The organism is Curvibacter microcysteis, assembly GCF_028649455.1.
GTDB classification, from domain to species: domain Bacteria; phylum Pseudomonadota; class Gammaproteobacteria; order Burkholderiales; family Burkholderiaceae_C; genus Curvibacter; species Curvibacter microcysteis.
Genome location: NZ_JAQSIO010000001.1, coordinates 287,192 through 310,967, shown reverse-complemented (window position 1 = coordinate 310,967; position 23,776 = coordinate 287,192). Strand labels below are relative to the sequence as shown.

Sequence of the window (23,776 nt, the reverse complement as noted above, 5' to 3'; positions counted from 1 at the left end):
TATCAGCCTGGTGATTGTGCACTGATTTCTAGACTGCTACCGGACGTGCTCCGCCGAGACATCAGTGAAGTAGCTGCACCGTCTGCTTGGGCCGCTCTGCTCGAAACTGTTGCTCTATCCGGACGAATGGCGGTTAGCGGTGCGTGTCGCCAATGTTCATGCTCCCATAGCAGAGCGGTCACTGATTTGCTGATCGGTGGGCGGCGGTCAGTCTCAAGCCAGCCGCCTTACCGCCCACAAACCTTCGGATAAGAACGGGTAGCGCCTTAACTGGGGTGCCTTTGCATTTCATAATATGGAATTTCCCCGGCGAACTCTATTTGCCCCCGACGAACTTTATTTGTTGCAGTCACCATGGCGACCTGCATAAACCCCTCGGACGACGGTGATCGACTGACCTCGATTTCAGAGATGGGATGTAGGAAGAAAGAGGGGCGGGCGTCTGGCCGTGTGCAGGCGACTAAACTGCGAAGACTCATGAAAGAACTCGCCGCCCGCGTGAGTGCACTTGCCCCATGACCTCTTTGGACCTGCGCAGTTTCAATTTTCTGGCCGCTCTGCAGTGTGCCGTGATGGGCGCTGTGCTGCTGGGCATCCGGCACAACTTCCCGAGCAACATCAGGGGCCTTCGGTATTGGGGGCTGGCGCCGCTGCTGGGCCTGGGAGCCACCGGCTTCTATGCCCTGCTGGGGTACGCTCCGGCACTGTTGGTGGGCTTGGGAGGCAACGGGCTGCTGATGGCCTGCTCCGTGGCCCTGTTGGCCGGCACGCGCGAGTTTCTGGGCCAACCCTTGCGCTGGTGGCCTTGGGTGAGTTTGGTGCTTGTGTGCCTCGTGGGGCTGTTTGTGTTTTTTGTGATCTGGCCCGACTACCGTCCCCGCATGCTGATTTTCGGCCTGGGCATGGCCGCAATCTGTGGCGCTCACACCCATGTGCTGGCCCGGCATGGCCACGGTTTTGCCGCCCGTCTCATGTTGGTGGCCATGGCCTGGCAGACCCTGGTTCTTTTGGCGCGCGCCCTGAGCACCTACTGGGTCGACGCGCCCGACACGCAGCGTTTTGACGCTGGCTCGGTCATTCACATGGTGTTTGTGGCCACCTTCAGCTTCACCATCCTGACGGTACTCGTGAGCGCCCAACTGATGGCCAGCGAGCGAGTGCGGCTGGAGTTCGAACACCTGGCCAGTCACGACGAGCTGACCGGCGCCCTCAACCGCCGCGCCATCCTGCGCTTGGCTGAGCAGGCGCATGTGTGTTGGCTGAACATGGGGCACGCCTATGCCCTGCTGCTGCTCGACCTGGACCATTTCAAACACATCAACGACAACCACGGCCATCAGGCAGGCGACCTCACCCTGGTGAGGGTGGCTAGCACCTTGGAACAAGGCCTACGCCCACTTGATCGGGTAGGCCGCTACGGTGGCGAGGAGTTTGTGGTCTTGCTGACGACCTCCGATCTGGCGTCGGCCCATCGGATGGCCGAGCGCCTTCGGGTGCGGGTGGAGAGCCTGTCGGCTGACACCAACGCTCCCGCCTGCACGGTGTCCATTGGGGTGGCATTGGTGCAGGCAGGCGATGCCTCTTGCGATGCTGTGGTGGGCCGGGCTGATCGGGCGCTGTACCAGGCCAAGGCGGCAGGGCGCAACCAGGTCAGCCTGGGCTGAGCAGTGACTCAGCGCGGCCCTGGCGCGTCAGTGTGCATGGGTCACCCGACCCGCTCCCCTCTTTGATTTCTGGCTTTGAAATCATTCTTTTCCTCGAGTCATGCGCTCACTGATCCATGCAAAGCCCATGCAGAGTTGATTTATCCGCTAAGCCCTTGCCGCCGCCACCGTGTTGACCGTCAGCCTGTAGCGAGGGTGCTCGCCCTCACGCCGAGCCCTTCGCACCGCGGGGATTGCTCTGCGCTGAGACGGCAAGCCCTGGCCTCAGGCCGAGGCGCTGCGTTGGCTCAGGTGGCGGGCGGCAAACTCGATGAACCAGTCCAGGCTCTCGGGCTGTGCCAGTGCGTCGCGCCGCACCACCTTGTCTGGCGCATGGCCAAGCATCAGCTTCTTGACGGGCAGCTCGAGCTTCTTGCCGGTGATGGTGCGCGGAATGGCCCCCACCTGCACGATGTCGTCGGGCACATGCCGTACCGACAAGCCTGAGCGCAAGGCCTGGCGGATGCGCTGGCGCAGGGGCTCGTCCAGTGTGAGGCCTGGGCGCAACTGCACGAACAAGGCCATCCAGGATGGCTGGCCCAGGTACTCCAGGTCGACCACCAAGCTGTCGGCCACCTCTTCAAGTTGCTCGACCACGCGGTACAGCTCGGCCGTGCCCATGCGCACGCCCTGGCGGTTGATGGTCGCGTCGGAGCGCCCATAGATCACGCCGCCGATGGCCTCGGGCCGGGGCACCAGACGCAGCCAGTCACCATGGCGCCACACCGGTTGGCCAGCCGCATCCTGGAAGGTCTCGAAATAGCTTTCACGCAGGCGACTGCCATCGTCATCGCCCCAGAAATACAGGGGCATCGAAGGTAGCGGGTTCACGCACACCAGCTCGCCGACCTCGTCGATCACGGGCTGTGCCTCGTCGCTCCAGGATTCGACCCGGGCGCCCAGCGCTCGGCATTGCATCTCGCCCAGGTACACCGGCAGCGTGGGCAGACCGACCAGGAAACCCCCGGCCAAGTCGGTGCCGCCGGAGACGACGTTCAGCCAGAGATCGGGCTTGACCGCGCTGTAGAGCCAGCCACAAGCCTCAGGTGACAGTGGCGAGCCGGTCGAGCCGAGGGTCTTCAGGGCCGACAGGTCGGCAATCTGAGCGGGCATGACATCGGCCTTCATGCACTGCTGGTGGATGGCCGCGCCCGCGCCGAAGAACTGCACCTGAGTGCGCCCGGCCAGGCGCCACAGGTGGCCCCAGTCGGGCTCGGGCCCGGCGCCCGTCACGCTGCCGTCGTACAGCACCACGGTGGCCCCGCCCAGCAGGCTCATGATGTGGGCGTTCCAGACCATCCAGGAGGTGTTCACCGCCCACAGAACGCGATCGCCTGGGTGCAAGTCGTTGTGCAGCACCATGTTGACCATGCCGTTGGCCAGCACCCCGCCATGGCCGTGCACGATGGGCTTGGGCAGGCCGGTGGTGCCGGAGGAGTAGAGGATCCACAGCGGGTGGTCTGGTGGCAATGCCTGCGGTTGCAGTTCGTGCTCGCCGGCCACGGCCTGCGCCCAGGGGATCCAGTGCAGGGGGGCCGCAGTGGGCACGGGCTCGGCCTGGGCATCCAGGTGCGTCACCCAGAGCACGGCCTGCACGCTGGGCAGGCCAGCCAGGATCTCACCCAGCGCAGCACGCCGATCGAAAGGCTTGCCGGCAAAGCGGTAGCCATCCACCGCCACCAGCACCTTGGGCGCGATCTGGCGGAACCGGTCGCCCACGCTCAGGGGCCCCATGTCGGGCGCGCACAGCGCCCAAACCGCCCCCAGACTGGCTGCGGCCAGAAAGGCTACCAACGTCTGCGGGATGTTCGGCAGGTAGCCCGCCACGCGGTCACCCTCGCTCACCCCCAGGCTCCGCAGGGTGGCCGCCACGGAGGCCACCTGGCGCCGCAGCTCGGGCCAGCTCAGTTCGCCCGTGCCCATGGCTTCGCTCTCATAGACCACGGCCGGTGTCGTCAGCGCGGTGTGCCGAAGCATTTGCGCCACAAAATTGAGCCGCGCCCCGGGGAACCACGAGGCATTTGGCATCTGCGAGTGCCCCAGCATGCGCTGCGGTGGCTGGAAAAAGTGCAGATCGAAAAACTGCAGGATGGACGACCAGAAGCCCTCCGCATCGTCAACCGACCAACGCCACAGTTCTTCGTAATGGTCAAAACGCAGGCCCCGCTCACGCGCGAGCCAGGCTTCAAAGGCGGTGATCAAGGCCTGTGATCGACGGGCATCATCAGGCACCCACAGGGGGACGGCCGCAGGGAGCTTGTCTGTCATGGTGATTCAGGATTCCGAAGTAAAGCCGATCTTCTTGATGTGGCCTCGCCACATCTCTGTGTCGGCACGCAACTGGGCCGCCAGTTCGCGCGGGCCCAGGTAGCGAGGGGTCATGCCGAATTCGGCCAGGCCACGGGCAAAGTCGGCTTGGCCCACCACGGCTCGGGCTGCCTCGGCCAGTCGCTGCACCACCGGTGCGGGCGTTTTGCCCGGCAGGAACAGCCCGAACCATTCGGTCATGTCGATGTCGTAGCCCTGCTCGCGATAGGTGGGCAGGGCGGGCATGAAGCTGCTGCGCTCGGTGCCCGACACGGCCAGCAGACGGATCCGGCCTGATTTGAGTTGGGGCAGAAAGCTGCCCAGCACCGAAGAGTAAGCCGCCAGCTGGCCGCCCATCAGATCTTGCAGGCCCGGGGCATCGCCGCGGTAGGCCACGTGGGTCAGCTCCACACCGGCCATCAGGCCCAGCAGGCTGCCCACCAAGTGGGGTGTGGATCCCGCGGCGGGCGAACCGAAACTGGCCTTGCCGGGGTTGGCCTTGGCCCAGGCGATGAAATCGGGGATGCTGCGCACGCTCTCTGGCACGGCAGGGCCCACTGCCAGGGCGAAGGGAAAGGAACAGACCATGGCCACGGGCAGCTGGTCTTCAGGCCCATAGGGCAGCTTGCGGTAGGTGAAGGGATAAATGCTGAAGGGAGCAGGCGGCGACAGCAGCATGGTCAAGCCGTCGGCGGGGGCCTCCTTGAGGGCCGCCACCGCGATCTGGGTGCCCGCACCGGGCTTGTTGTCCACCACCACCTGCCCGGCGTAGATGCCGCGCAATCGATCGGCCACTCGCCGCGCCACATTGTCGGTGCTGCCTCCAGGCGGAAAGCCCACCAGCAGGCGGGCCAGTTCGGGCTGTTGGGCCCACGTGGCATGGGGCAGGGCGCCCAGCAGGCCAGAGGCGCCCAAAAGGCCCAGGTGGGCGGTGAAACGACGGCGTGTGCTCATGGTGTTGTCTCCTTCGGCAGGGGTCTGGTGGCTTGCCCGGGATGCATGGCTTCTCGAAGCGGAGGCCTTGGCTACGGACACTGCGAATGTGCCCCAGGGCTTCAGGGCCCACTGTCGAAGGATTGCTGCACCTGTCGAAACCCTGCGCTATCCAGGGAAAACCCCGTACCCGTGGTTCAGCCTGCCCGGCGGTAGGCCGTTGGCGTCATGCCCCAGTGCTGGCGGAAGGCCTGCGAGAAATGGGAGGCCGAGCGGTGGCCGGTCTGGTGGGCGATTTCTTCGAAGCTCAGCCGGGTCCCTCGCACCGCATGTGCGGCCGCTTCCATGCGCTGCTGCCTCAGCCAGGCGTGTGGTGCCGCGCCAAACGAGGCCTGGAAGGCCCGCGAAAAATGAAAGGGGCTGAGATCGACCAGTTGGGCCAGACGCTCCACCGTCCAGTGGGCGGCGAGGTCGGCGCGCAAGGCCTCCTCCACACGCTGCATCTGGCGTCGGGAAAGTCCGGCCTGCGTCCGTGAGCTGGCCCGTGCCCCGACGTAATGCTTCATCAAGTGCAGGGCAATGGCTTCAGCGATGTGCTGGCCGAACTGGCTGTCGAGCGAGGTGTTGGAATCCAGCGAGGCCAGCAGCAATTGGGCAAACCCGGCCAGGAGGGGGTCGTCGCGTCCGAAGCAGCTTTGCAGCGACACCTGCGTGTGCGCGACTCGCTCCAGCCAAGCGGGCGACAGGTCAATGTGCAGGTTGTCGCGTGGCTGCGCGCTGCGCCAGAACGAGGGCAGCCCGGCCGGCACCACGACGGCTTGCCCCGGCTGCCAGCGCAGTGACTCGATCACACTGCCTTGGCGTTGTAAGAGCTGGGTGGGCTGTGCCCGACGCACCAGAATGCTGTGGCTGGCCGTCGGTGGCACATACAAATCGCCCTCCGGCCCCACCTGGTGCCAGAACACCAGGCCCGTCCAAGGGCGGTCATGGCTGGAGCGTTTGACGCTTTGCGGCAGCAGCTTCCAGGGAGGAGAGTCGGGTGAGGTCTGCTCCAGCGCCTGCCAGCGGCCCACGTCAAAGTCGCTGGGCACGCGCCGGGAAGCATCAAAACGCGGGTCAGGTGGGTGCATGGTCAGCCGGAGGCCCAGAACTGGAGTCGCACGGATGATGCCACGCAGACGGGCCAAACGGGTTGGGGCCGCCCAAAGCTTGCTTGCTTGGGCGGTTGGCATCGATGCTGGCCTAAGCGGACCGTCTTTCGGAATGAAATAGACGATTGGATCGTTGTCGCTTATTTCAGCTTGACGAGTTCAACACGGCGGTTTTTTGCTCTGCCATCTTCATTTCGGTTGTCGGCAATGGGTGCTTCGCTACCCCAACCTTTGGCTTGCAGTCGCTTGCCATCTACTTTGGCATCGATCAGCGCCTGGACCACACTGGACGCTCGATCTTGCGAAAGCTTCTTGTTGGCAGCAGCGTTGCCGACGTTGTCTGTGTGTCCTTCGATGGACAATCTCAGGGATTTGTCATTGGCCAGCAGGGCGACGATTTCGTTCACGGCAGGCTTGGCGTCAGCTTGAATCAAAGCACTGTTGTTAGCGAAATTGATGTAAATCGTCGCGTACCCTTGCTGGCCAATGGCGTTCGCCATTTGGTTGGCGGTAACGACCTGCTGCATTTTCTTTTCCTCGATGTAGGTCAGCTTGTAGTTGGTCTTGAAATAATTTTCGAGAACGACCCAGGTCTTTCGCCCCTCTTTTTCTATTAAAAATATTTGAGTACCCTCGTGCCCCTCATTCCAGGTGACCTTGCGACCACCTGCGGATTGAATAGCCGCCTCATAATTTCGGGCGACAGCCAGGGTACTCCCTTCGCCCTTGGTTTCATATCGGATGGCGGTGACTTCACCTTCTGCAATCAGTTTCCCTTCGGCATTGAATCCGATATCGGTCGCATTGCATTTTCTGGATGGCGCGCAATACATGAGACCCGCGTCGGCCAGGGTCCCAAAGCCAGTTTTTTTGCTACTTTCAATTTTGTAACCAGGCATGCCCGAAAGTAGGGTTTGGTCCTGTGTTGCAGCATCCGCTGTGCAGAATGCGCCTGCTACCGTAAAAGCCATTAGTGCGAAGCGTGAAATAAAATCTGACTTTTTCATGCCGAATATGATAGCTGATTGCCGCATGGCAACCGCTGATGCGCGTCTAACAAGACTCGCTTCCAATGGGAGACAGAGCGGTTTTGACCTAGGCCGCGCAGGTGCGGTTGGTAAATCCAGTCCCTTGTCGGGCCTCCAATGGAATGGGTGCTTCAGAGTGCGCGGGAGTACATAACGCGCAATCAGGGCCTGCATTGGGGCAGCACACTTTTCGGCGCTGGCTATCAGCTGATAACTCGTTGCGCCTGTTTGGTGGCGGCCAATGAAGGCCCGCCTAACGCAAGATGAGCGCTGCGCTGCCCTGCTCGTGGGATGTCAGCCTGAAGACGGAAACAGCTTGGACAAGCTCATGGGCCTGGTTACGCAAACTGGAGGCTGCTGCTGCCATTTCCTCAACCAAGGCTGCATTTTGTTGAGTGGCCTCGTCGATGGCCGTCACTGCTTCACCCACCTGGGCGACACCAGCCGTTTGCTCTTGGCTGGCAGCGCTGATTTCCCCCATGATGTCTGTGACGCGACGAATGCTGGTGACCACTTCGGTCATGGTCACGCCAGCCTGATCCACCTGGACCGTCCCGAGTTCAACGCGCTCAACACTGGCGCTGATGAGCGTTTTGATCTCTTTGGCGGCATCAGCGCTGCGACTTGCCAGGTTACGCACCTCGGCGGCCACGACAGCAAATCCACGCCCTTGTTCTCCAGCCCGAGCCGCTTCGACGGCCGCATTCAGCGCCAGAATGTTGGTCTGGAATGCAATTCCATCGATGACGCTGATGATCTCACCGATCTTCTTGCTTGCATCCTGAATACCCCTCATGGTGTCCACCACCTGGCTGACCGCTTCACCTCCTCGGCTTGCTACTTGGGATGCAGCCATGGCCATTTGATTGGCTTGTCGCGCGTTGTCGGCATTGAGCTTGACCGTTGAACTCAGCTCTTCCATGCTCGCGGCCGTTTGTTCCAATGAGCTGGCTTGGTGCTCAGTACGGGCGCTCAGGTCATTGTTTCCTTGCGCAATTTCGTCACTGGCCATAGAGACGCGATCGGAACTATCACGGACATTTTGAACAACGCTGGCCAGACTGCTTTGCATCAATGCCAAGGCGTCCATCAATTCACCCACCTCGTCTGTCCCGTGCGGTGGGACTTCTGCACCCAGATCGCCGTCCGCAACACGCTTGGCCAACAGTGATGCTTGTCGGAGTGGCACAGTCACCGATTGGGCCAATAGCCAGCAGAGCACGACACCCAGCAGCAAACTTAAAAAGCCTAAGATCAAAAGAAATTGCTTGCTGCTCTGGCGGTTTTCCTCAATTGCTTTACTCAATTGATCGACTTGTGCGCGCTGTTTGAGCAATAACTCATCCATCTTGGCCGCATAACGCTTTGCATCCGGTAAGAATTGCTTTTCGAGGACCACGTAAGCGTCGTCTGTCTTACCTTGTTTTTTGAGTGCAACAATGCCATCTCGGTTCTTCAAATAGATGGCCCTCAATTCGCCAATCTCGCGGAATATCGCTTTGTCGGATTCACTGACCAACATCGCCTCGACAGCTTTTTGAAGTTCGGCCGAACGCGCAGATGAAGCCTTGGCATCTTCGGCGAAGAAGTCAGCCAGAACCGGATCACTGCTGCGTGCCACAGCGGCGGTGCGCGTGATGCCAACGTGGAGATTCCTGGACCAGTCACTGACCAATCGTTCGGCTTTGACTGGGATCTGCACCATCTCGTCGGCGGCATCTGCCAGAGCGCTCATGCGCGCGATGCTGATGCCGATGACTGCGATTGATAAGCAAAGTACGGCGGAGAATCCGACGGCCAGTCGTTTTGCGACAGAGAGATGCTGAAATATGTTCACCGTAGTCTCCTGAGTGTCAGAGTTTGCGTTTTCGCTTGGTTTTTGAGATTTTATGAAGGCAATTAGTCTATTTTTTCGCCGGTTTTCTCATTTTTGCAAGAGCTTTTTGCATGATTGACATGATCTTCAAGGAAACTTAATGGCGCTTTGTCACACCGCAAGAACCTTGAGCCTCGGTCGCTCAGGCAGACATTGGAGTCAATGATTGAATTTGAAATGAAGAGTCTTTCAATTAACATTTTTATGCCCGTTGGTATTGAGGAGACTGCATGGCAATGGAGGGCATATTGTATTGACAGCGCAGTACCTTGAATTCATGTGAAATTCAGCTGAGTAGTACATTGCGGTATTGGTCGGCGATCTTCTGCTGATCATGCGGCATCACTTTGCCAAGGCTACTTATCAATGAATTTCAAGTTATCTAATTTGAATACTTAGAGCCATCCGTACTGACAGCGAATCTCATCAGTGTCTGCTCGCAGAGGGGCTGTGAACGCCGCTGCCGCTTTGAAACTTGAGCATTTAGCCGTGCGGAGCCTTGTCGCCGCCGTTTGGGTCCGCTGCTTGGCATACGCAGTTCCGCCCTTCCGCTTTGGCCCGGTAGACCGCCATATCGGCTCGCTCGATGAGCTGGGCCAGGCTCTGTGAGGCGCCTGGTTGCAGGGTGGTCACCCCAAAACTGGCGGTGAGTGTTGGGGCGCCGGGGACAGACATCGTCGCGATGGCCTCACGCAGGCTCTCTGCCAGTTGAGTCGCCTGCGAGGCGTCCGTATCGGGAAGTAGGATGAGGAACTCCTCTCCTCCGAATCTGGCCACCAGGTCGGTACGACGCACGCGCCAATGCAGCAAGCTGGCAAACGCTTTGAGGCACGCGTCACCGGTGAGGTGGCCATGTTCGTCATTGATGCGTTTGAAGTGATCGATGTCCACCATCACCAACGCCAGAGGCCCGCTACCGCGTCTTTGTCGGTCGATTTCCAGCTGGAATCGATTTTCAAACTGAGTTCGGTTGGGAAGACCCGTCAGTGGGTCATGCAGCGCCATCTGCTCTAGCTTTTCGCGCGCGTTGCTGATCTCGGTGATGTCCGTGTAGGTGGTAACGAACCCCCGTTGTTCACCGTCAATTTGCAGGACACGCCCTTCAATTTCCAGCGTGGATCCGTTGGGCCGTTGGCGGATCAAGCGGTGCGGTAAAAACTGGCGGGCCAGTGCAGCGGCTTCCTGCACACGTTGTTCGACGTGGATGTCGCCGTATTCGCCTCGAAGTGCATTGCTTCGGGTCACATCCTCGAATGTGACGCCCGGCTGCATCAATCCGAGTGGCAGATCCAGCAAGCGTTCAAAACTCTGGTTCCACAACTGAATCACGAGGTTCTCGTCGATCACTGTCACACCCTGCGGCAGGGCCTCTATGACGGTGTTGAGGTAGGCGGCATAACGCTTTGCTTCGTGCTCTGCGCGCTTGCGCTCGCTGATGTCGGTGTAGATCGTGACAAAGCCTCCGCCGGGCAGTGGGGCGCCACGAACTTCGAGGGTGATCCCGCCCGGGCGTTGGCGCTCAAACACATGGGGTTCCATGGATCTCGCACGAGTGCACAGCGCTTCAGCCTGTGCCGCTGGATCGCCCGGTCCGTACTCGCCCCTTTGAGCGTTGAACAGTGCGAGGTCGTAAAGACTGGGCAAGCTCGGCTCGAACAGATGGTCCGGAAAGTCGAGCAGGGTGCGGAGCCTGCGGTTGCAGGCCACCATGTTTAGGTCCGCGTCGAACATCGAAACCGCACTGGGCAGGTGGTCGATGATGGCCTGAAGGATTTCCGGCTGTCCTGTGCGCATGGTCTTGGCCTCCGGGGGAAGTATCCTACACAGGCCCTGGATGCTCAATGGCCAATGGCCATCAGGGTCGCTTTCTCGTGGCTGGGGTTGGCTGATCCCGATTCAAGTCGAAACACAGCCACAGCACCCACCAATTCAAGCGCCTGGGAGTTGAGGCTGTTGGCGGACGCTGCCATCTCTTCCACGAGGGCTGCATTCTGCTGGGTCACCTGATCCATTTGAGAAACCGCAGCGCTGACCTGTGAAACCCCCATCGCTTGGTCGTGGCTGGCGGCGCTGATCTCTCCCATGATCTGAGTCACGCGTTGGATCGCTTGGACAACTTCATTCATGGTCTGGCCTGCCTTGTCGACCAATTGACTGCCTTGCTCGACCCGTTCCACGCTGGCGCCGATGAGTGTCTTGATTTCACGGGCGGCTTCCGCACTGCGTCCGGCCAGACTGCGCACCTCGCTTGCCACGACTGCAAATCCTCGGCCCTGCTCACCGGCACGTGCGGCTTCCACTGCCGCGTTCAGTGCGAGGATGTTGGTCTGAAAAGCGATTCCGTCAATGACGCTGATGATGTCGGAAATGCGGCGAGAGCTGTCATTGATCCCTTTCATCGTATCCACCACTTCCGACACCACTTGCCCACCCTGACTGGCGATGCGGGAGGCGCTTTGAGCCAATTCGTTCGCGGTGCGGGCGCTGTTGGCGTTCTCTTGCACCGCGTTGCTGAGTTGGTCCATGGAGGCGGTGGTTTGCTCCAGGGCGGATGCCTGGTGCTCCGTTCTGGCGCTGAGATCGTGATTGCCTTGGGCGATCTGGGCGCTGACGCTGGCGAGGTGTTCGGCGTTGCTGCGGACGTTCGACACGATGGTCTCCAGGTGGTCGCGCATCGCTTTCATGGCCGACAACACGCTGTGGGTGTCGCCCGCACGCAGAGCGATGTTCTGGTTCAGGTCGCCATGGCGGACGTTGTCTGCCACTGTTTTCACTTCCAAGGGCTCGGCGCCCAGCATTTGCATCAGGTGGCTGCGGAACAGCCAAAGTCCCACCGTGGCAATGACCACATTCAGAAAGGCTGCCAGCAGCAAGGTCGCGAACCAGAAATTCTTGTCATCCACGGCCTGGGCGACAGCACCCGCGGTGCGTGCATCCAGCATCTCGAAGAATTCATCGACCGGCTTCATGATCTTCACTTTGGCCTGGTGGTAGGCCTTGTCATGCATCAAGTTACGCGCTTGGGTCTGAGCTTGGGCTGGGTCCAGATCTGCTTGCACCTTGAAGCCTCCCTTCCCGTCGGACACCTGTCCTTTGATCAGGCTCATGGCCACTGTTTCAGTGTTGACCAGATCGTTGGAGTTGTTCTGCGCTTCCTTGAGCTTGTTGAATTCTGCGTCCGTGAATCCGATCGCCTTCATGAGATCGAGCAGGGGAACAGCCGATCCAGCACCACGAGCAGGATCGACACCTGCCGCTCTGAAGTCCCAATAGACGCGCTGGTAATGGTTTGGGCGTTGCTTTTTGCCGTTGCGAATATCCAGCACTTCGAAATACTGGCGCTCATACTCCGAGTCTCCCGAGACGACATAGGTGCGTGCGAGCCGGGTGAGGTCGTCGGAGCTCTGTCGTAGCTCATCGGCCAGCAGGTAGGACGCATAGCGCTGCTGGTTGACTCGGGCGACCTCATCGTTGGCCTGATCAACTTTATGCAGCGCAAAAATGAGCGCCAGTGCTGAGATGCCTATGCAAGTCAGCAGCACTTTCGTCATGTAGCGAATGGATGTCATCGCAAGAACTCCCTTGGTGGTTACCGTTGCTGCCGTATTGGCCTATCTGCGGCGCTGCATGCCAAATGCGCCCTGATAGGCTTCAATCATCTTGAGGCCCAGAGTTTTTGATATGAGCTTGACCTATTCTGTGTGGGTACTTGAATGGAAAATTCTGTACCTCTTCTAGGGCCTTCATGACCGAATGTATGGAAGTTTGGGTGCGTGAGTGGAGTGCATCGAAGGCGAGGCGCCATTCTCGGCTCCAGGCACGCCCACAGGTTGGCGTTTCAATCAACTGCTCGAGCGCATTTTCCACGGTCTCCACTGTTTCATAGAGATCATTTGAAATCGTTCTTGCTGTGTTTTTGATTTCATCCAGCAGCGCTCTATTTTTCTCGGTGTTGCTATTCGGGATGGCACTGATTTCTATGATGCTGAATCGGAAGTTGTCCTCTACAATCCGTGCCAAGCGCAGTGCTTCTTTTATTTGGCTGACTGCTTCTGATTTTATTTTTCTATCGATCGTGGCCTCTTGAGACTCGGATTTGACGATTTTCAAGAGGAAGCCTACATGGGCCAATAAGCCGATGCCCATCAATGCAATTTCAGCATATCTTTGGAGAAGACGGATGCGTTCATGCATGATGTTGGCTGTCGACTTAATTTGGTTTGGAGATGGAAATTATTTCCTGTGGATTTTTGATCACCAGATATCCATAGTAAATTTCAATGTGCCCTTGAGCGGCCCATTTTCTCAAGATCTTGTTCACAGCCTGCCGGGAGACGCCAAGATACTCTGCCACATGGTCTTGCGATGAGTTAAAGATATATTTATCAGACCCCGTTGCTTCCCATGTTTGACTCAGTACGGTTGCGATCCTCTTGGGCAAAGGCGTCAGCATGGAGTCTTGGAGCCAACCGACAAGTCGTTGATAGCGCGAAGCCATGAGCCGGTGCATGTGGTAAAGAACCTCATGGTCAGATTCATAGAGCTTCAATAGGATCTCCGGGCTTAAAAAGGCAACGACGCTATCTTCTGTACTCTCGGCACAGTATTGATATTTGCTTGATGGAAATATATAGGCTTCGCCGAACCAATGTCCTGCCTTCCAGTCAGTGACACCAAATTGGCGTCCATCGTTGGAGTATGCGAAGGTTCGAATATTTCCTGAAATGACGTGAAAAATTGGATTTGATGTGGAATCTGGTCGCGCAATTATTTTTCCGGCAGCAATCGAATGGATCTGGCCGTGTTTCAGCAGTCTCTCCGAGATGTTCGACGGAATTAGGTATATGCCGGCAGTCGGATAGCTCATTTGTTTATTTTTGCAGTAGTCGCCTCTGTTTTTTTGAATTTATTAAAACTCCAATTATCATGAGGCTGGCATTTATTAACTTAATATACTATATTAAAATAATTATAAAGATATAATGAAAATATTATGCGCCATGACGTGTGGAAAAGTTAGCAATTGGTTGCTATTCGTTGTGTCACTGCAACTCAAACGAAAAATCTTTACACTGTTGGCCCCTGAGCCCGAGATCCGGTGATCGTTCTTGAGATCCGACCGAAGTGCACTGGGTCAGGCAATGCTTGGGATCTGGCCGGTGCGCCAGGCGTGTGCAGTACTTCGGTCAGGTGACCAGATTCAAATCCAGATCCAGGTACCGATCGCTTGAATGCGGCCCTGAGTGCATCCAAACAGCCGCATGCCAGTGGATTCGCCAGATGGCGCACGCTGATTGCAGCCCATTGGGGGCCTGATGGAGTTTGGTGACCGTCTTATGTCCCGCAGCGTTTGAGTCGCGGTCCTTCGATGGATCGGATGCATCGGTTCCTGTGCTGGCCGGGACTCACGGGTTAACACATACCTAGAACCGCTAACACGACACAGCAAATCGTAGATTGGTGGTTGGGACAAGGTGCGAAGCCGCAGGCATTACAACCGGCACGACAAGGCGAAGCAATGACATATCAAGGCTTGTGGTCGCGGTTCCCATGAGCGTACGCGATAACCTTGGCAAGGTCAGAATTCAGGCTACAGGTTCGCAATCCATGTTCACACCGCAGGCTGTTGCCATCAGACGATTGCCGTCCAAGATCAGAATCGATCCATAGTTCAGTTCGATCAGTCCCATGCGCTCCCAGTTTTTAAGCACCTTGCTCACTGTTGGACGGGACAAGGCAAGGCAACTGGCTAAGCTGTCCTGAGTACCCCACAAGACTGTTCCGCCGTGTGAGCGTGGCCGAGCATGGCGGAGCAACTCGGTGGCGATGCGCTCTGGTATCGGCAGCGAAAGAGTCTCTTCGACCCAACGCAGCACCTGTCTGTACCGAGAGGCAATCAGCCGTGCGACGTCGCACGCCAAATGGGCATCTGTGGCCATCAAATCTTCAAAATCATCGCGCTCGACCAAGCGCAGCACTGAATTCTCGACGGCTTCTACGTGGAAGATGGTATCTCCCTCCAGGACCATGAACGCCTCGCCCAGCCAATTTCCGGGCCCCCACTCGGCATATCCAAATCTGGGGGCGCTCCCTGAGGCGATATGACTGCGCACCCCACCAGATTCAACATACAACAGCTGGTGCTGAGTCGAGCATCGCTCCCAGATGATCGAGTGAGCTGGAAAGATTTTCAGGCGCGAAACCGCTAACAGCTTATTCCTACTTTCCACGCTGAGTTGACTCACCATTTTTCTTCAAACCCTGTGGCTCAGTATTGTTAATTTTTGACACTCAGAACGGCGATCAGGAGATGGTCCCAGCCTGCTGTCTGATATCCACAACATCATGCAATCAAAAAATCATATCTATGACGCCGACATTTGATGCAAATGATGTTTACTGGCAAATGTAGTCGGCGGACGCGAATTATAGATTGATGGCTGCCCCTTCGATGATTGCCACGGGTGGCATTTCTCGAAGAGGCAGGCTTTCAGTGAGAAGATATTTTCCAAGTTTCACTCTCAAGATAGACGCGACGTGCTGCCACGGACCACATGGGATTGACCTTGAAATGTGATGGTGATGAATCACGCAACTTTTCAATGCGCGTGGCTCGTTGGTTGAGACCAAGGACGTGATAGGCCGAGGCGCTGGCGGAGTGCACATGTCACACCATCGAATGGAACCTGTTGGGCCAACTGAGCCCCCGTTCGTTGGGGCTTGCGAAGGCCCAGTTCCGGATTTACTTTCCCCTAATAAAGACAACACATGAGCCAATTCAAGATTTCTACGCGGGTGATTGGACTTCTCTCGCTGATGGCCTTGCTGCTGGTGCTCGTCGGTGTGACCGGTTTGACCGGTATGAACCGATCCAACAGCTCGCTGCAGACGGTTTATGTCGATCGTGTTGTCCCGTTGGCCGGGCTGGCAGAGGTGCAGAGACTGATGTTGCGCAACCGACTCGCCGTGGCAAATGCCATCGCCTTTGCCCAACCCGAGCACACTCGTCGCTACGTTCAAGAAATCGAGAACAACACGAAGACTGTCGCCAAGGTCTGGGACGCCTACAAAATCACTTACCTCACGCCGGAGGAGGCGCGCTTGGCCAAGGATTGGGAGTTGGCGCGCACCCGCTACCTGGATGAAGGACTCATGCCTGCAGTCAATGCCATGCGATCCAATGATCTGGAAGAGGCACGGCGTTTGGCTCTGGAGAAGATGCATCCTTTGTGGGACCCAGTCCGCGATGGTATGCACGCGCTTCAACAGCTACAGGTCGATGTGGCAAAGCAAGAATATGAGGCCGCGATCGCCAGCTTTCAGTTCATCAGCGCGTTGTGCATCGCCTCCATCGTGGCGGGCGTGCTGATTGCCGCTGTGGTGGGTCTGGCGCTGGTGCGCAATTTGTCGAGATCACTCAACCAAGCGATCCAGATCACCGAGTCTGTGGCACATGGCGATTTGAGTCGCCCGATCGAAGTGCGGGGCCAAGATGAAGTGGCTCAATTGCTCCGGGCTTTTTCGTCGATGCAGCAAAGCCTGGTCAAGGTCGTGTCCAAAGTCCGCCAGGGGGCTGAAGGGGTCTGTACCGCCAGTGCGGAAATCGCTACGGGCAACGCCGACCTCAGTGCCCGCACGGAGAACCAGGCGAGTGCCCTGCAGCAGACGGCTGCATCCATGGAGCAGCTGGGCTCTGCGGTACAACACAACGCCGACAATGCCCTTCAAGCCAATCAACTGGCGATCAGTGCTTCGCAAGTGGCGCAGCGCGGTGGTGAGGTCGTCTCGCAGATGGTGCACACCATGAAGGAGATCCATCTCAGCAGCCAGAAGATTGGCGACATCATTGGCGTGATTGATGGCATCGCCTTCCAGACCAATATTCTGGCTTTGAACGCTGCAGTTGAAGCCGCCCGCGCCGGGGAGCAGGGCAGGGGCTTTGCTGTGGTTGCCGGCGAAGTCCGAGCCCTGGCTGGGCGCAGCGCCGAGGCGGCCAAGGAAATCAAGACCTTGATCACCGACAGCGTGCAGCGTGTGGAGCAAGGCAGCAGTTTGGTCGACCAGGCCGGACAAACCATGGATGAGGTGGTCGGTGCCATCCAACGAGTCAGTGACATCGTGAGCGAGATCAGCGCTGCAACCGGTCAACAAAGTACTGGTGTGGGTCAGGTGGGCGAAGCTGTGACGCAGATGGATCACACCACCCAACAAAACGCGGCCTTGGTCGAAGAGATGGCCGCTGCCGCCACGGGCCTCAAAAACCAAGCCCAAGAGTTGGTGCAAGCAGTCAGCGTCTTTCGATTGGATGGTCGGGCAGCGCTTGACGCTCCCACCATGTCGGCAGTCAGGTCCACGAGTCCGTTGTCGTCCGCTAAACGCCCCGCGCCGGCTTCTCTCTCGAATCGGTCGGGTGCGTCCTCCAAAGCATTGACGGGCTCTGTGTCGGTCCGCGACAACCCGCCAGAAGCCAGACAGTCTTCAGCGCAGGCATCGGCGAAGTTCGTGCAGGACTTGTCTGTGATCGGTCGTGCATCTCCATCAGCTGCTGCCAAGCCACAGCCCGCAGCGCATAACGACAGCGATTGGGAGACCTTTTGATCTGTTCGGCAGCCTGTGTAACTGAACACGCCACTTTGACGGTATTCGGCGCCATGAGAGGAAGGTGCCCAATCCTGCCTTTGGATGCAACCCATGAACGGCACGTCGGCACATTAGGCGTTGCGGCTCGCCATTCAGGGTTGGGACACCACGGTTTGACTGACGAATAGCCAAGTGATCTTCCCGCCATGGATATTTGCAGAGGCGCGTGAGAACTATTGGCAAGTCTCCGGCGGCGTTGGGAGTGCAGTCTTCAGGTCGGTGCGAATACGTCAATTTCAGTTCAGGATGTCTCTAGCATCGCTTTCGGTCAAGGCATCCACCAGGCCGTTTAATTAAACATAACAATTATTGTATAAAGTGAAAAAGATGGGCCTTCCGGTACGGAGACAGAGAGTTTTCCGGAGTGAATCACTCCGGATCGATTCAAGGTATCAAGACCTCTCGCTCTCAATAAGTACCCAAAGGCGAGCTATCCGGCCATCAGCCACCTCAGCGGTGTGGAAGCTTCGCACTAAGACCGGACCACCCACGTCACCGGCTTTCCAGCGAAGTTGACCTGCCCCCTCCCAGCCGTACCAACCCAATGGCAGCGAAGTCCGTCAACCTGGGAAATGACAGCCATGAGAAAGAGCAGATCATCTGCTTCCGCAACCAGGCCGAGACCGATCTGCGGATCGAGGAGCTGCTGGCCGAGGCCCATCTCGAATTCCATGCGTTGAACACCGTCTTTGGGGTAAAGCGCGAGCTCCACCAGCCAGGCGCGCCGCGGTGTCGGTGATGATCCAACATTGCGATCTGTCCGATCGCCGTGCCTGCCGCCTGGTGAGGCTCTCCCGCGACAGCTACCGCCATCCATCCGATGGTTGACACCATGACCCAGGCACTTAACGGCTAGATCATCGAGATCGCCCATACGCGCCGGCGCAAGAAGGTCAAACGCGTGGCCAGTGAACGCTTGACGCTGCAACTGGCGCAGGGCGTCAATGAGGTTTGGAGCATGGACTTTGTCAGTGACAGCCTTATCACCGGGCGGCGCCGCAAGTGCCTGACCGTGGCCGACGACTTCAGCCACGAATGTGTGCGCATTGCCGTGGGCTGGGGCATCTCGAGCTAATACGTCGCCCGGCTTCTGGACCAGGCCGCGCTCTTCAGGGGCTATCCGCAGGCGGTGCGTACCGACAACGGCCCGGAGTTCACCAGCTGGGCCTTCATGGCCTGGGCCAGCACGCACGGCATCCGGCACATCCTGATCGAGCCGGGCCGCCCCATGCAAAACGGCTACACCGAGGGCTCCAACGGCAAGTTCCGTGACGAGTGCCTGAATGACCAGTGGGTCCAGACGCTGAGCCAGGCCCGGACCACCGTCGCCGCTTGGCGACGGGACTACAACCAGGTCAGGCCGCACAGCAGTTGCCAGCGGCTGGCGCCGGCCAAGTTCGCTTCGTTGCATCGCCTGCACGCTGGCGATGCAACGCGATCCTTCGTCAGCACCGAATCCTATGAACCTTGTAACTAGGACTTCCGCTTTATGGCGGGTACGGCAGAAGGGGCTAGGTCACAACGCCGTAGCGGTTTTTCAACTTCCAGACAAAGTAAGCAATGCACTGCACTGCACTGCACTGTACGGCGCGAAGCCCTCATCAGCTAACTTCGTCTCACACGATGAATCTCGCATGGACTCAACCTGTCCCATTTTTTAGTACTACTCAACAAGATTGATTCCAACCGCATTCGACTATGTGTAAGCCCTTCGGCGACGCAAAGGCAGCATCGAGGCGACCACTAGCAGGGCGCTGAGCGCCCAGGCAGCCGCAGCCGATAGCGTCGGAACTCCCGAAACTTGGCCGTTAAGACCAATTCCCAGCGCTACCGGGTCGTCAATGACGCCGTTAGCCGTCCAGTCGTTATCGCCCTTCTGCCCGTCGGTGAGGGTGTAAACAACGGTCCCGGCTTGCGCGTCAATGGTGGCTGGGTAGGCGAACCATTTATTGGTATCCCCCAGGCCATTTTCCTTGCCGTATTTGTAGAGTTGGGCACCAGCGGGAATGCTGCTGAAGCGCAAAGTGACGGTGGTGCTGGAGCCCGGTGTGCCGCTGTCCAGCACCACTTTGGTGGCGCCCTGGGGGAAGCTCACACCAGTGGGCGGGGACGCGGGCGGAGAGATAAAACCTGAGTTGGCCGACCTAATCTGCCAGTTGTTGTTGCCTGCGGGCTGGATCGCTCCTACCTCGCGTCCGGTCGCCACCGAGCTGAAGGGGGCAGAACAGGTCGCGGCGCTTCCTCCACCACTACCATTGCAGCTCCAGGACCAACTGCGGGTGCCAGCGCTCACCACGCCGGCTGTGCCGACCAAGCACAGGTTCGCTGCGGGGAGGTAGGCGCTGGCGGAGTTGGCGCTGCTCCCGCAACTGGCGTTGACCGGGGCTTGGGCTGCGACGGCCAGCGTGGAGCTCGAACAGGCCTCGGTGCCTGCACCGGTATTGCCGGCCGCCGCCACAGGGGTCACGCAGAACTGCAACGCTTTGCCTAGATCATTGCTCACAGGCGTGTAGCTGCGGGCGGTGGCTCCGGCGATGGTGGTTCGGGTCACGCCTCTGCCGGCTGGCGTGGCCCACACCCAGCGGTAGGTACTCGCGCCTTCAATGTCCTCCTCGAAATCCCAGTAGCTGTAGCTGCTGGTCAAGGTTTGGCCCACCTGCGCGGTGCCAGTCACGGCAGGGGTACCACGGATCTCTGAACGGGCATTGCTGATCGAGGTACCTGTGACCACCAAGGCCATGGCCTTGGTCGCTGCGGGGGATGAGCTGTGCTTGCGGAAAATCACCCGGTACTCGGTGTCAGCGACCGGGTTGGGAATGATCACCTGCTTGAAGTTCTGCCCCATGTCATCAAAGGCGGCGGTAGAGAGCGTGGCATTGTCCGTTCGGTGTGCCATATCTGGAATCTTCCAGGGGCGGAAAGTATTGCCCGTGGCAAGCTCAAGGACCTCGATATCGAAGTTGTAGATGACCCGCGAAGTGGTGTCGTCAACGGGGTCAGCCGCGGTTTGCTCGAGGCCCGGATCATCGTTCCACGCCATGTTGACTACCAAGGGCACCCCACCTCGGGCATACAACGATCGGTAGCAAGCCGCCGCACCGTTGTTGGTTGGGTTGACGCTCAACTCGTCGATGATGGCACCGCGCAGTTCAGAGGCCAGGTAGCTGCCGGCGCAGTTAGATTGTCCATAGGGTGTGGTGCGCTGCTTGATGGCGCTGGCAGCGTTTTGCACGTTCAACAGGCCCCAACCAAACTGGTGGTCGGGCCCTGGCCGACCCAGGTCCTCAGTGGTGCCAAACATCAGGGCCCGCAACGTTTCCGAGCGCATGTTGCTTAAACCGTAACGGGAACGGTAGTACTGCTGGAGGAGCAGCGCAGCGGCCGATGCGGCTGGCGTTGCGTAAGAGGTGCCACTGGAATCGCTTGTGCTGCCGCTGTAGGCGGTGTCGCTGGTGGCTGTGGCCGAATTGATGCCCGTCCCGCGTGCCACGATTTCAGGCTTGAGGCGGCCATCATCGGTCGGGCCCCAGTTGCTGTAGTCCGACATGCTTTTGTCGGCATTCACGGCCCCAACGGTCACCACGTTCTTGGCGGCGCTGGCCCCTGTCATCAAGTCGTAGCCGCCCTTGGTGGCGTTCCCATTGGCTTGCTGCTCATTGCCCGCCGCCACGAAGGGTTGGTAGTAGACCAGTGAACTGACCACTTGGTCCCAGGCGCGGGATTCGTTGTCGTAGGCCCCGAACTGCCACACTGGGACGGTGTTGTCGTTGGCGTAGCCGTACGAGTGGTTGGACACCATAAGCCCCCCGACAGCGAGACCCGCCGCATACATCTCCGCCGTGTCGTTGTCAGAGTCCCAATTGCGTGAGCTTGCGCTGTAGGCAATCCCCTGGGCACTGGCCCCATTGCCGCTCAGGCCAGACTTGCCGATGATGGTGCCGGTCACATGGGTGGCATGGTTGCGGGCCGAGTCGGTGGTGCTGCCCAACTGGTTGGCCTCGATGGTGATCTTGCCGGCCAGCAACTCGTGCGTGGCTCGGGGAACGCCGGGCTCCCAGACCCCCACCACCATGTCCTGCCCGGTGATATTCACCCCCAGACTTCCGCCCGGATAAAGCGAATCGGCCTTGATGAGTTGCCCGGATTCGACATTACTGCGGCTGTTGAAGGTGACATCCTTGTTTTTGATGTAGATGGGCCGGCCGTCTGAACCTATGCGCACGATGCGGTACACCACCCCGTCCCGAAGCACTTCGCGCTGGACACTGGGGTTATTGGCCAGATACCGGGCAATCTCTGCCTGCTGATCATCAAAGCGACGCTGAAGTTCGCTCGCCAAATCAGAACTCGGGCTGCTCTGGGCCTGAGCGCTCGCTAGGTGGGCGGCGCACAACATGGAAGTCGCCAGTGCCACGACCGTCAGGGTGCCATGAGCGTGGCGCCATGCGGGGCTTGCAGAAATGGGAAAGATCATTGCGTGTGTCATGTGGGTGGTGCATTGGAGGCCGAAGCCCCTGCCCATACCATCGGTCCCCCAGGCTGTCCGAGCAAAGGCCTGGGGCGGCACGTACACCGAAGCGGAGACACGATGGAAACGGGAAGTGGCCGAGGCCTGATTCGCCCGCGTTTGTATCAACCGGCTCACATGAAACATTGCTATTTATTTCATCGGACATGATCTCCGTGAGCACTGCCATCCGTTTGCTGTCGCCCGTTTTGTGCAGAGCCCGTTTGTGGCTGATGCCACGGCTGTGCCTGCTGGCGCTGGTTTGGCCAGTGGCGGGCCGTGCCGAGCTGGCCACCCAGATTGATGCCGAACGCGCCGTCTGGGCCGACCTCTCTGGTGAGGCTCACCTGGGGGAGGTGTTGGAGCAGGCGTTCCAGCCCGCTACCACCATCGTGCCCCGCGGCTACTCTCCCACAGATTCGCAGATCGAATAACGCCTGCAAGCCCTGACGCCGGTCGGGCGATCAGGCCGCTGGGTGGGGGGCGGGTGGGCAATTCGTCGGGGAAGGCCGGGTTATCCGATGCAGATCGCGTGTTCAGCAAGTACTACCGCGTCGAGGGCGCGCATCAACGCACCGGTTCGGGCCCAGGGCTGTACCCGGTCAAATGCCTTGTCGAACGCGAGGGCGGTTACATCAACCACTACACCGAGGCCCGCGTGGGAGCTCCCGCTCTGATTTACTTTGAATTCCGCTGACCATGCCATTGACCGACGGTGTGGCCCCGAGCGGGCTCCTGGACATCATCGTTGTGGAGGACCACGATTTGGTGCGGCTCGGGCTGGTGGATTTTCTGAGCCGTCCCGGTGTGCAGGTGCGAGGAACCGACGACAGTGAAGTGCTGGAATGCCTTCTGCTTCAGCGCCATGCCGAAATCCTTGTGCTGGACCTGAACCCGCCCGGTGAGGACGGTCTAAGCCTGTGTCGGCGCATGCGGCATGCCTTTCCAGAGATCAGGTTGATCATGCTCACCGCTCGGGCTATGCCCTCCGACAAGACAGCGGGGTACCAAAGCGGCGCCGATGTTTACCTCACTAAGCCGCCCAATGTCGGTGAGCTAGAGGCGGTGATCGCCAACCTAGCCCGCCGCATACCCAACTCGCATCACGAAATGGCGGTTGCGGCAATCAACCCGCTAGCCTCGGCGAGCGGGGTTTTGCAGACCTTCTGCAGCAGATTGCATTGGAATACGCAATGCGTTCAAGTCCTTGGTCCCCACCAAATATCTCACCTCAGGGGTGTGCACATCCACCGCCAGGCCTGCGCGAATCTAGACGGTGCGGGGATGATTCACGCCGGGTTGGCGCGCTGGATCTGGACGCGGAAATGCTCGATCGTGCCGTTCTCCATGGCGGCCTTGATCCAGTCGGGCTTACGACCCTTGCCGGTGAGGGTGCCGTCCCAGGCGAGTCCCCGGTTCGGATCGTAGAAGGTGGTGGGACGCTTGAGGATCGTGGGAGCGCGGGTACGGCTCAGGGAGCTGAGATTGACCTGCGAGGGGGTGAGTTGGAATGCCTCGACCAAAGAGCGGGCCACTTCGACGGCTTCTTTTCTTTTGGCGCGAAACAATTCATCGCGACGCGCTTGGAGCTGCGCGATTTGCTGATCTAAAGCACGGATTTCGTTGAACAT

Annotated in this window: 19 protein-coding genes and 1 pseudogene; 8 read left to right on the top strand and 12 right to left on the bottom strand. The window is 59.0% G+C overall.

The features are described from left to right. Positions 1 to 515: 515 nt before the first annotated feature. Complete coding sequence (locus PSQ39_RS01345) at positions 516 to 1,664, top strand: GGDEF domain-containing protein (RefSeq protein ID WP_273924794.1); 1,149 nt, start codon at positions 516 to 518, stop codon at positions 1,662 to 1,664. 264 nt (positions 1,665 to 1,928) lie between these two features. On the opposite strand, the gene PSQ39_RS01340 is transcribed toward PSQ39_RS01345, so the two are convergent. From PSQ39_RS01340 to PSQ39_RS01295, 10 genes are all read right to left on the bottom strand, one after another. Next, positions 1,929 to 3,971, bottom strand: a complete 2,043-nt coding sequence (locus PSQ39_RS01340) for an acetoacetate--CoA ligase (protein WP_273924793.1) — start codon at positions 3,969 to 3,971, stop codon at positions 1,929 to 1,931. 6 nt (positions 3,972 to 3,977) lie between these two features. Then, positions 3,978 to 4,964: a Bug family tripartite tricarboxylate transporter substrate binding protein gene (locus PSQ39_RS01335; protein WP_273924792.1), complete on the bottom strand. Its 987-nt coding sequence runs from the start codon at positions 4,962 to 4,964 to the stop codon at positions 3,978 to 3,980. Between the two features lie 176 nt (positions 4,965 to 5,140). Further along, positions 5,141 to 6,073 carry a helix-turn-helix domain-containing protein gene (locus tag PSQ39_RS01330; protein ID WP_273924791.1) on the bottom strand — a complete coding sequence of 311 codons (933 nt, stop codon included), beginning with the start codon at positions 6,071 to 6,073 and terminating at the stop codon, positions 5,141 to 5,143. Positions 6,074 to 6,234: 161 nt separating this feature from the next. Further along, positions 6,235 to 7,101 carry an OmpA family protein gene (locus tag PSQ39_RS01325; RefSeq protein ID WP_273924790.1) on the bottom strand — a complete coding sequence of 289 codons (867 nt, stop codon included), beginning with the start codon at positions 7,099 to 7,101 and terminating at the stop codon, positions 6,235 to 6,237. Between the two features lie 274 nt (positions 7,102 to 7,375). Beyond that, complete coding sequence (locus tag PSQ39_RS01320; protein WP_273924789.1) at positions 7,376 to 8,959, bottom strand: methyl-accepting chemotaxis protein; 1,584 nt, start codon at positions 8,957 to 8,959, stop codon at positions 7,376 to 7,378. A gap of 522 nt (positions 8,960 to 9,481) precedes the next feature. Continuing rightward, positions 9,482 to 10,792: a sensor domain-containing diguanylate cyclase gene (locus PSQ39_RS01315; protein ID WP_273924788.1), complete on the bottom strand. Its 1,311-nt coding sequence runs from the start codon at positions 10,790 to 10,792 to the stop codon at positions 9,482 to 9,484. Positions 10,793 to 10,836: 44 nt separating this feature from the next. Then, positions 10,837 to 12,567, bottom strand: a complete 1,731-nt coding sequence (locus PSQ39_RS01310) for a methyl-accepting chemotaxis protein (RefSeq protein WP_273924787.1) — start codon at positions 12,565 to 12,567, stop codon at positions 10,837 to 10,839. 82 nt (positions 12,568 to 12,649) lie between these two features. Continuing rightward, positions 12,650 to 13,192 (bottom strand): hypothetical protein, encoded by a 543-nt coding sequence (locus tag PSQ39_RS01305; protein ID WP_273924786.1) that lies wholly within the window; start codon positions 13,190 to 13,192, stop codon positions 12,650 to 12,652. Between the two features lie 16 nt (positions 13,193 to 13,208). Beyond that, positions 13,209 to 13,865, bottom strand: a complete 657-nt coding sequence (locus tag PSQ39_RS01300; RefSeq protein WP_273924785.1) for a Crp/Fnr family transcriptional regulator — start codon at positions 13,863 to 13,865, stop codon at positions 13,209 to 13,211. 718 nt (positions 13,866 to 14,583) lie between these two features. Then, positions 14,584 to 15,246: a Crp/Fnr family transcriptional regulator gene (locus tag PSQ39_RS01295; RefSeq protein ID WP_273924784.1), complete on the bottom strand. Its 663-nt coding sequence runs from the start codon at positions 15,244 to 15,246 to the stop codon at positions 14,584 to 14,586. Between the two features lie 520 nt (positions 15,247 to 15,766). Between PSQ39_RS01295 and PSQ39_RS01290 the strand changes: the two genes are divergently transcribed. The 4 genes from PSQ39_RS01290 to PSQ39_RS01275 all read left to right on the top strand — a co-directional run bounded on the left by PSQ39_RS01290 (position 15,767) and on the right by PSQ39_RS01275 (position 19,115). Continuing rightward, positions 15,767 to 17,596, top strand: a complete 1,830-nt coding sequence (locus PSQ39_RS01290; protein WP_273924783.1) for a methyl-accepting chemotaxis protein — start codon at positions 15,767 to 15,769, stop codon at positions 17,594 to 17,596. A 586-nt stretch (positions 17,597 to 18,182) separates the two neighbouring features. Further along, positions 18,183 to 18,377 (top strand): hypothetical protein, encoded by a 195-nt coding sequence (locus PSQ39_RS01285; RefSeq protein WP_273924782.1) that lies wholly within the window; start codon positions 18,183 to 18,185, stop codon positions 18,375 to 18,377. Between the two features lie 162 nt (positions 18,378 to 18,539). Continuing rightward, on the top strand, positions 18,540 to 18,713 hold the full coding sequence (locus PSQ39_RS01280) for a hypothetical protein (RefSeq protein WP_273924781.1): 174 nt from the start codon (positions 18,540 to 18,542) through the stop codon (positions 18,711 to 18,713). 15 nt (positions 18,714 to 18,728) lie between these two features. Further along, positions 18,729 to 19,115, top strand: coding sequence for an integrase core domain-containing protein (locus PSQ39_RS01275; protein ID WP_273925598.1), 387 nt, complete (start codon positions 18,729 to 18,731; stop codon positions 19,113 to 19,115). Between the two features lie 219 nt (positions 19,116 to 19,334). Here PSQ39_RS01275 and PSQ39_RS01270 read toward each other — a convergent pair whose 3' ends face one another. Beyond that, the gene (locus tag PSQ39_RS01270) at positions 19,335 to 22,112 is read right to left on the bottom strand and encodes a S8 family serine peptidase (RefSeq protein WP_273924780.1); all 2,778 of its coding nucleotides are present in this window, start codon (positions 22,110 to 22,112) and stop codon (positions 19,335 to 19,337) included. A 209-nt stretch (positions 22,113 to 22,321) separates the two neighbouring features. Between PSQ39_RS01270 and PSQ39_RS01265 the strand changes: the two genes are divergently transcribed. From PSQ39_RS01265 to PSQ39_RS21740, 3 genes and pseudogenes are all read left to right on the top strand, one after another. Beyond that, positions 22,322 to 22,579 (top strand): hypothetical protein, encoded by a 258-nt coding sequence (locus tag PSQ39_RS01265; protein WP_273924779.1) that lies wholly within the window; start codon positions 22,322 to 22,324, stop codon positions 22,577 to 22,579. 98 nt (positions 22,580 to 22,677) lie between these two features. Further along, entirely contained in the window at positions 22,678 to 22,842 is a 165-nt protein-coding gene (locus tag PSQ39_RS01260; RefSeq protein ID WP_273924778.1) for a hypothetical protein, read from the top strand. A gap of 2 nt (positions 22,843 to 22,844) precedes the next feature. After that, positions 22,845 to 23,204: pseudogene (locus PSQ39_RS21740) on the top strand (response regulator transcription factor); the annotation flags it as partial. Positions 23,205 to 23,434: 230 nt separating this feature from the next. Here the strand turns inward: PSQ39_RS21740 and PSQ39_RS01255 are convergent. Continuing rightward, entirely contained in the window at positions 23,435 to 23,776 is a 342-nt protein-coding gene (locus PSQ39_RS01255; RefSeq protein WP_273924777.1) for an H-NS histone family protein, read from the bottom strand.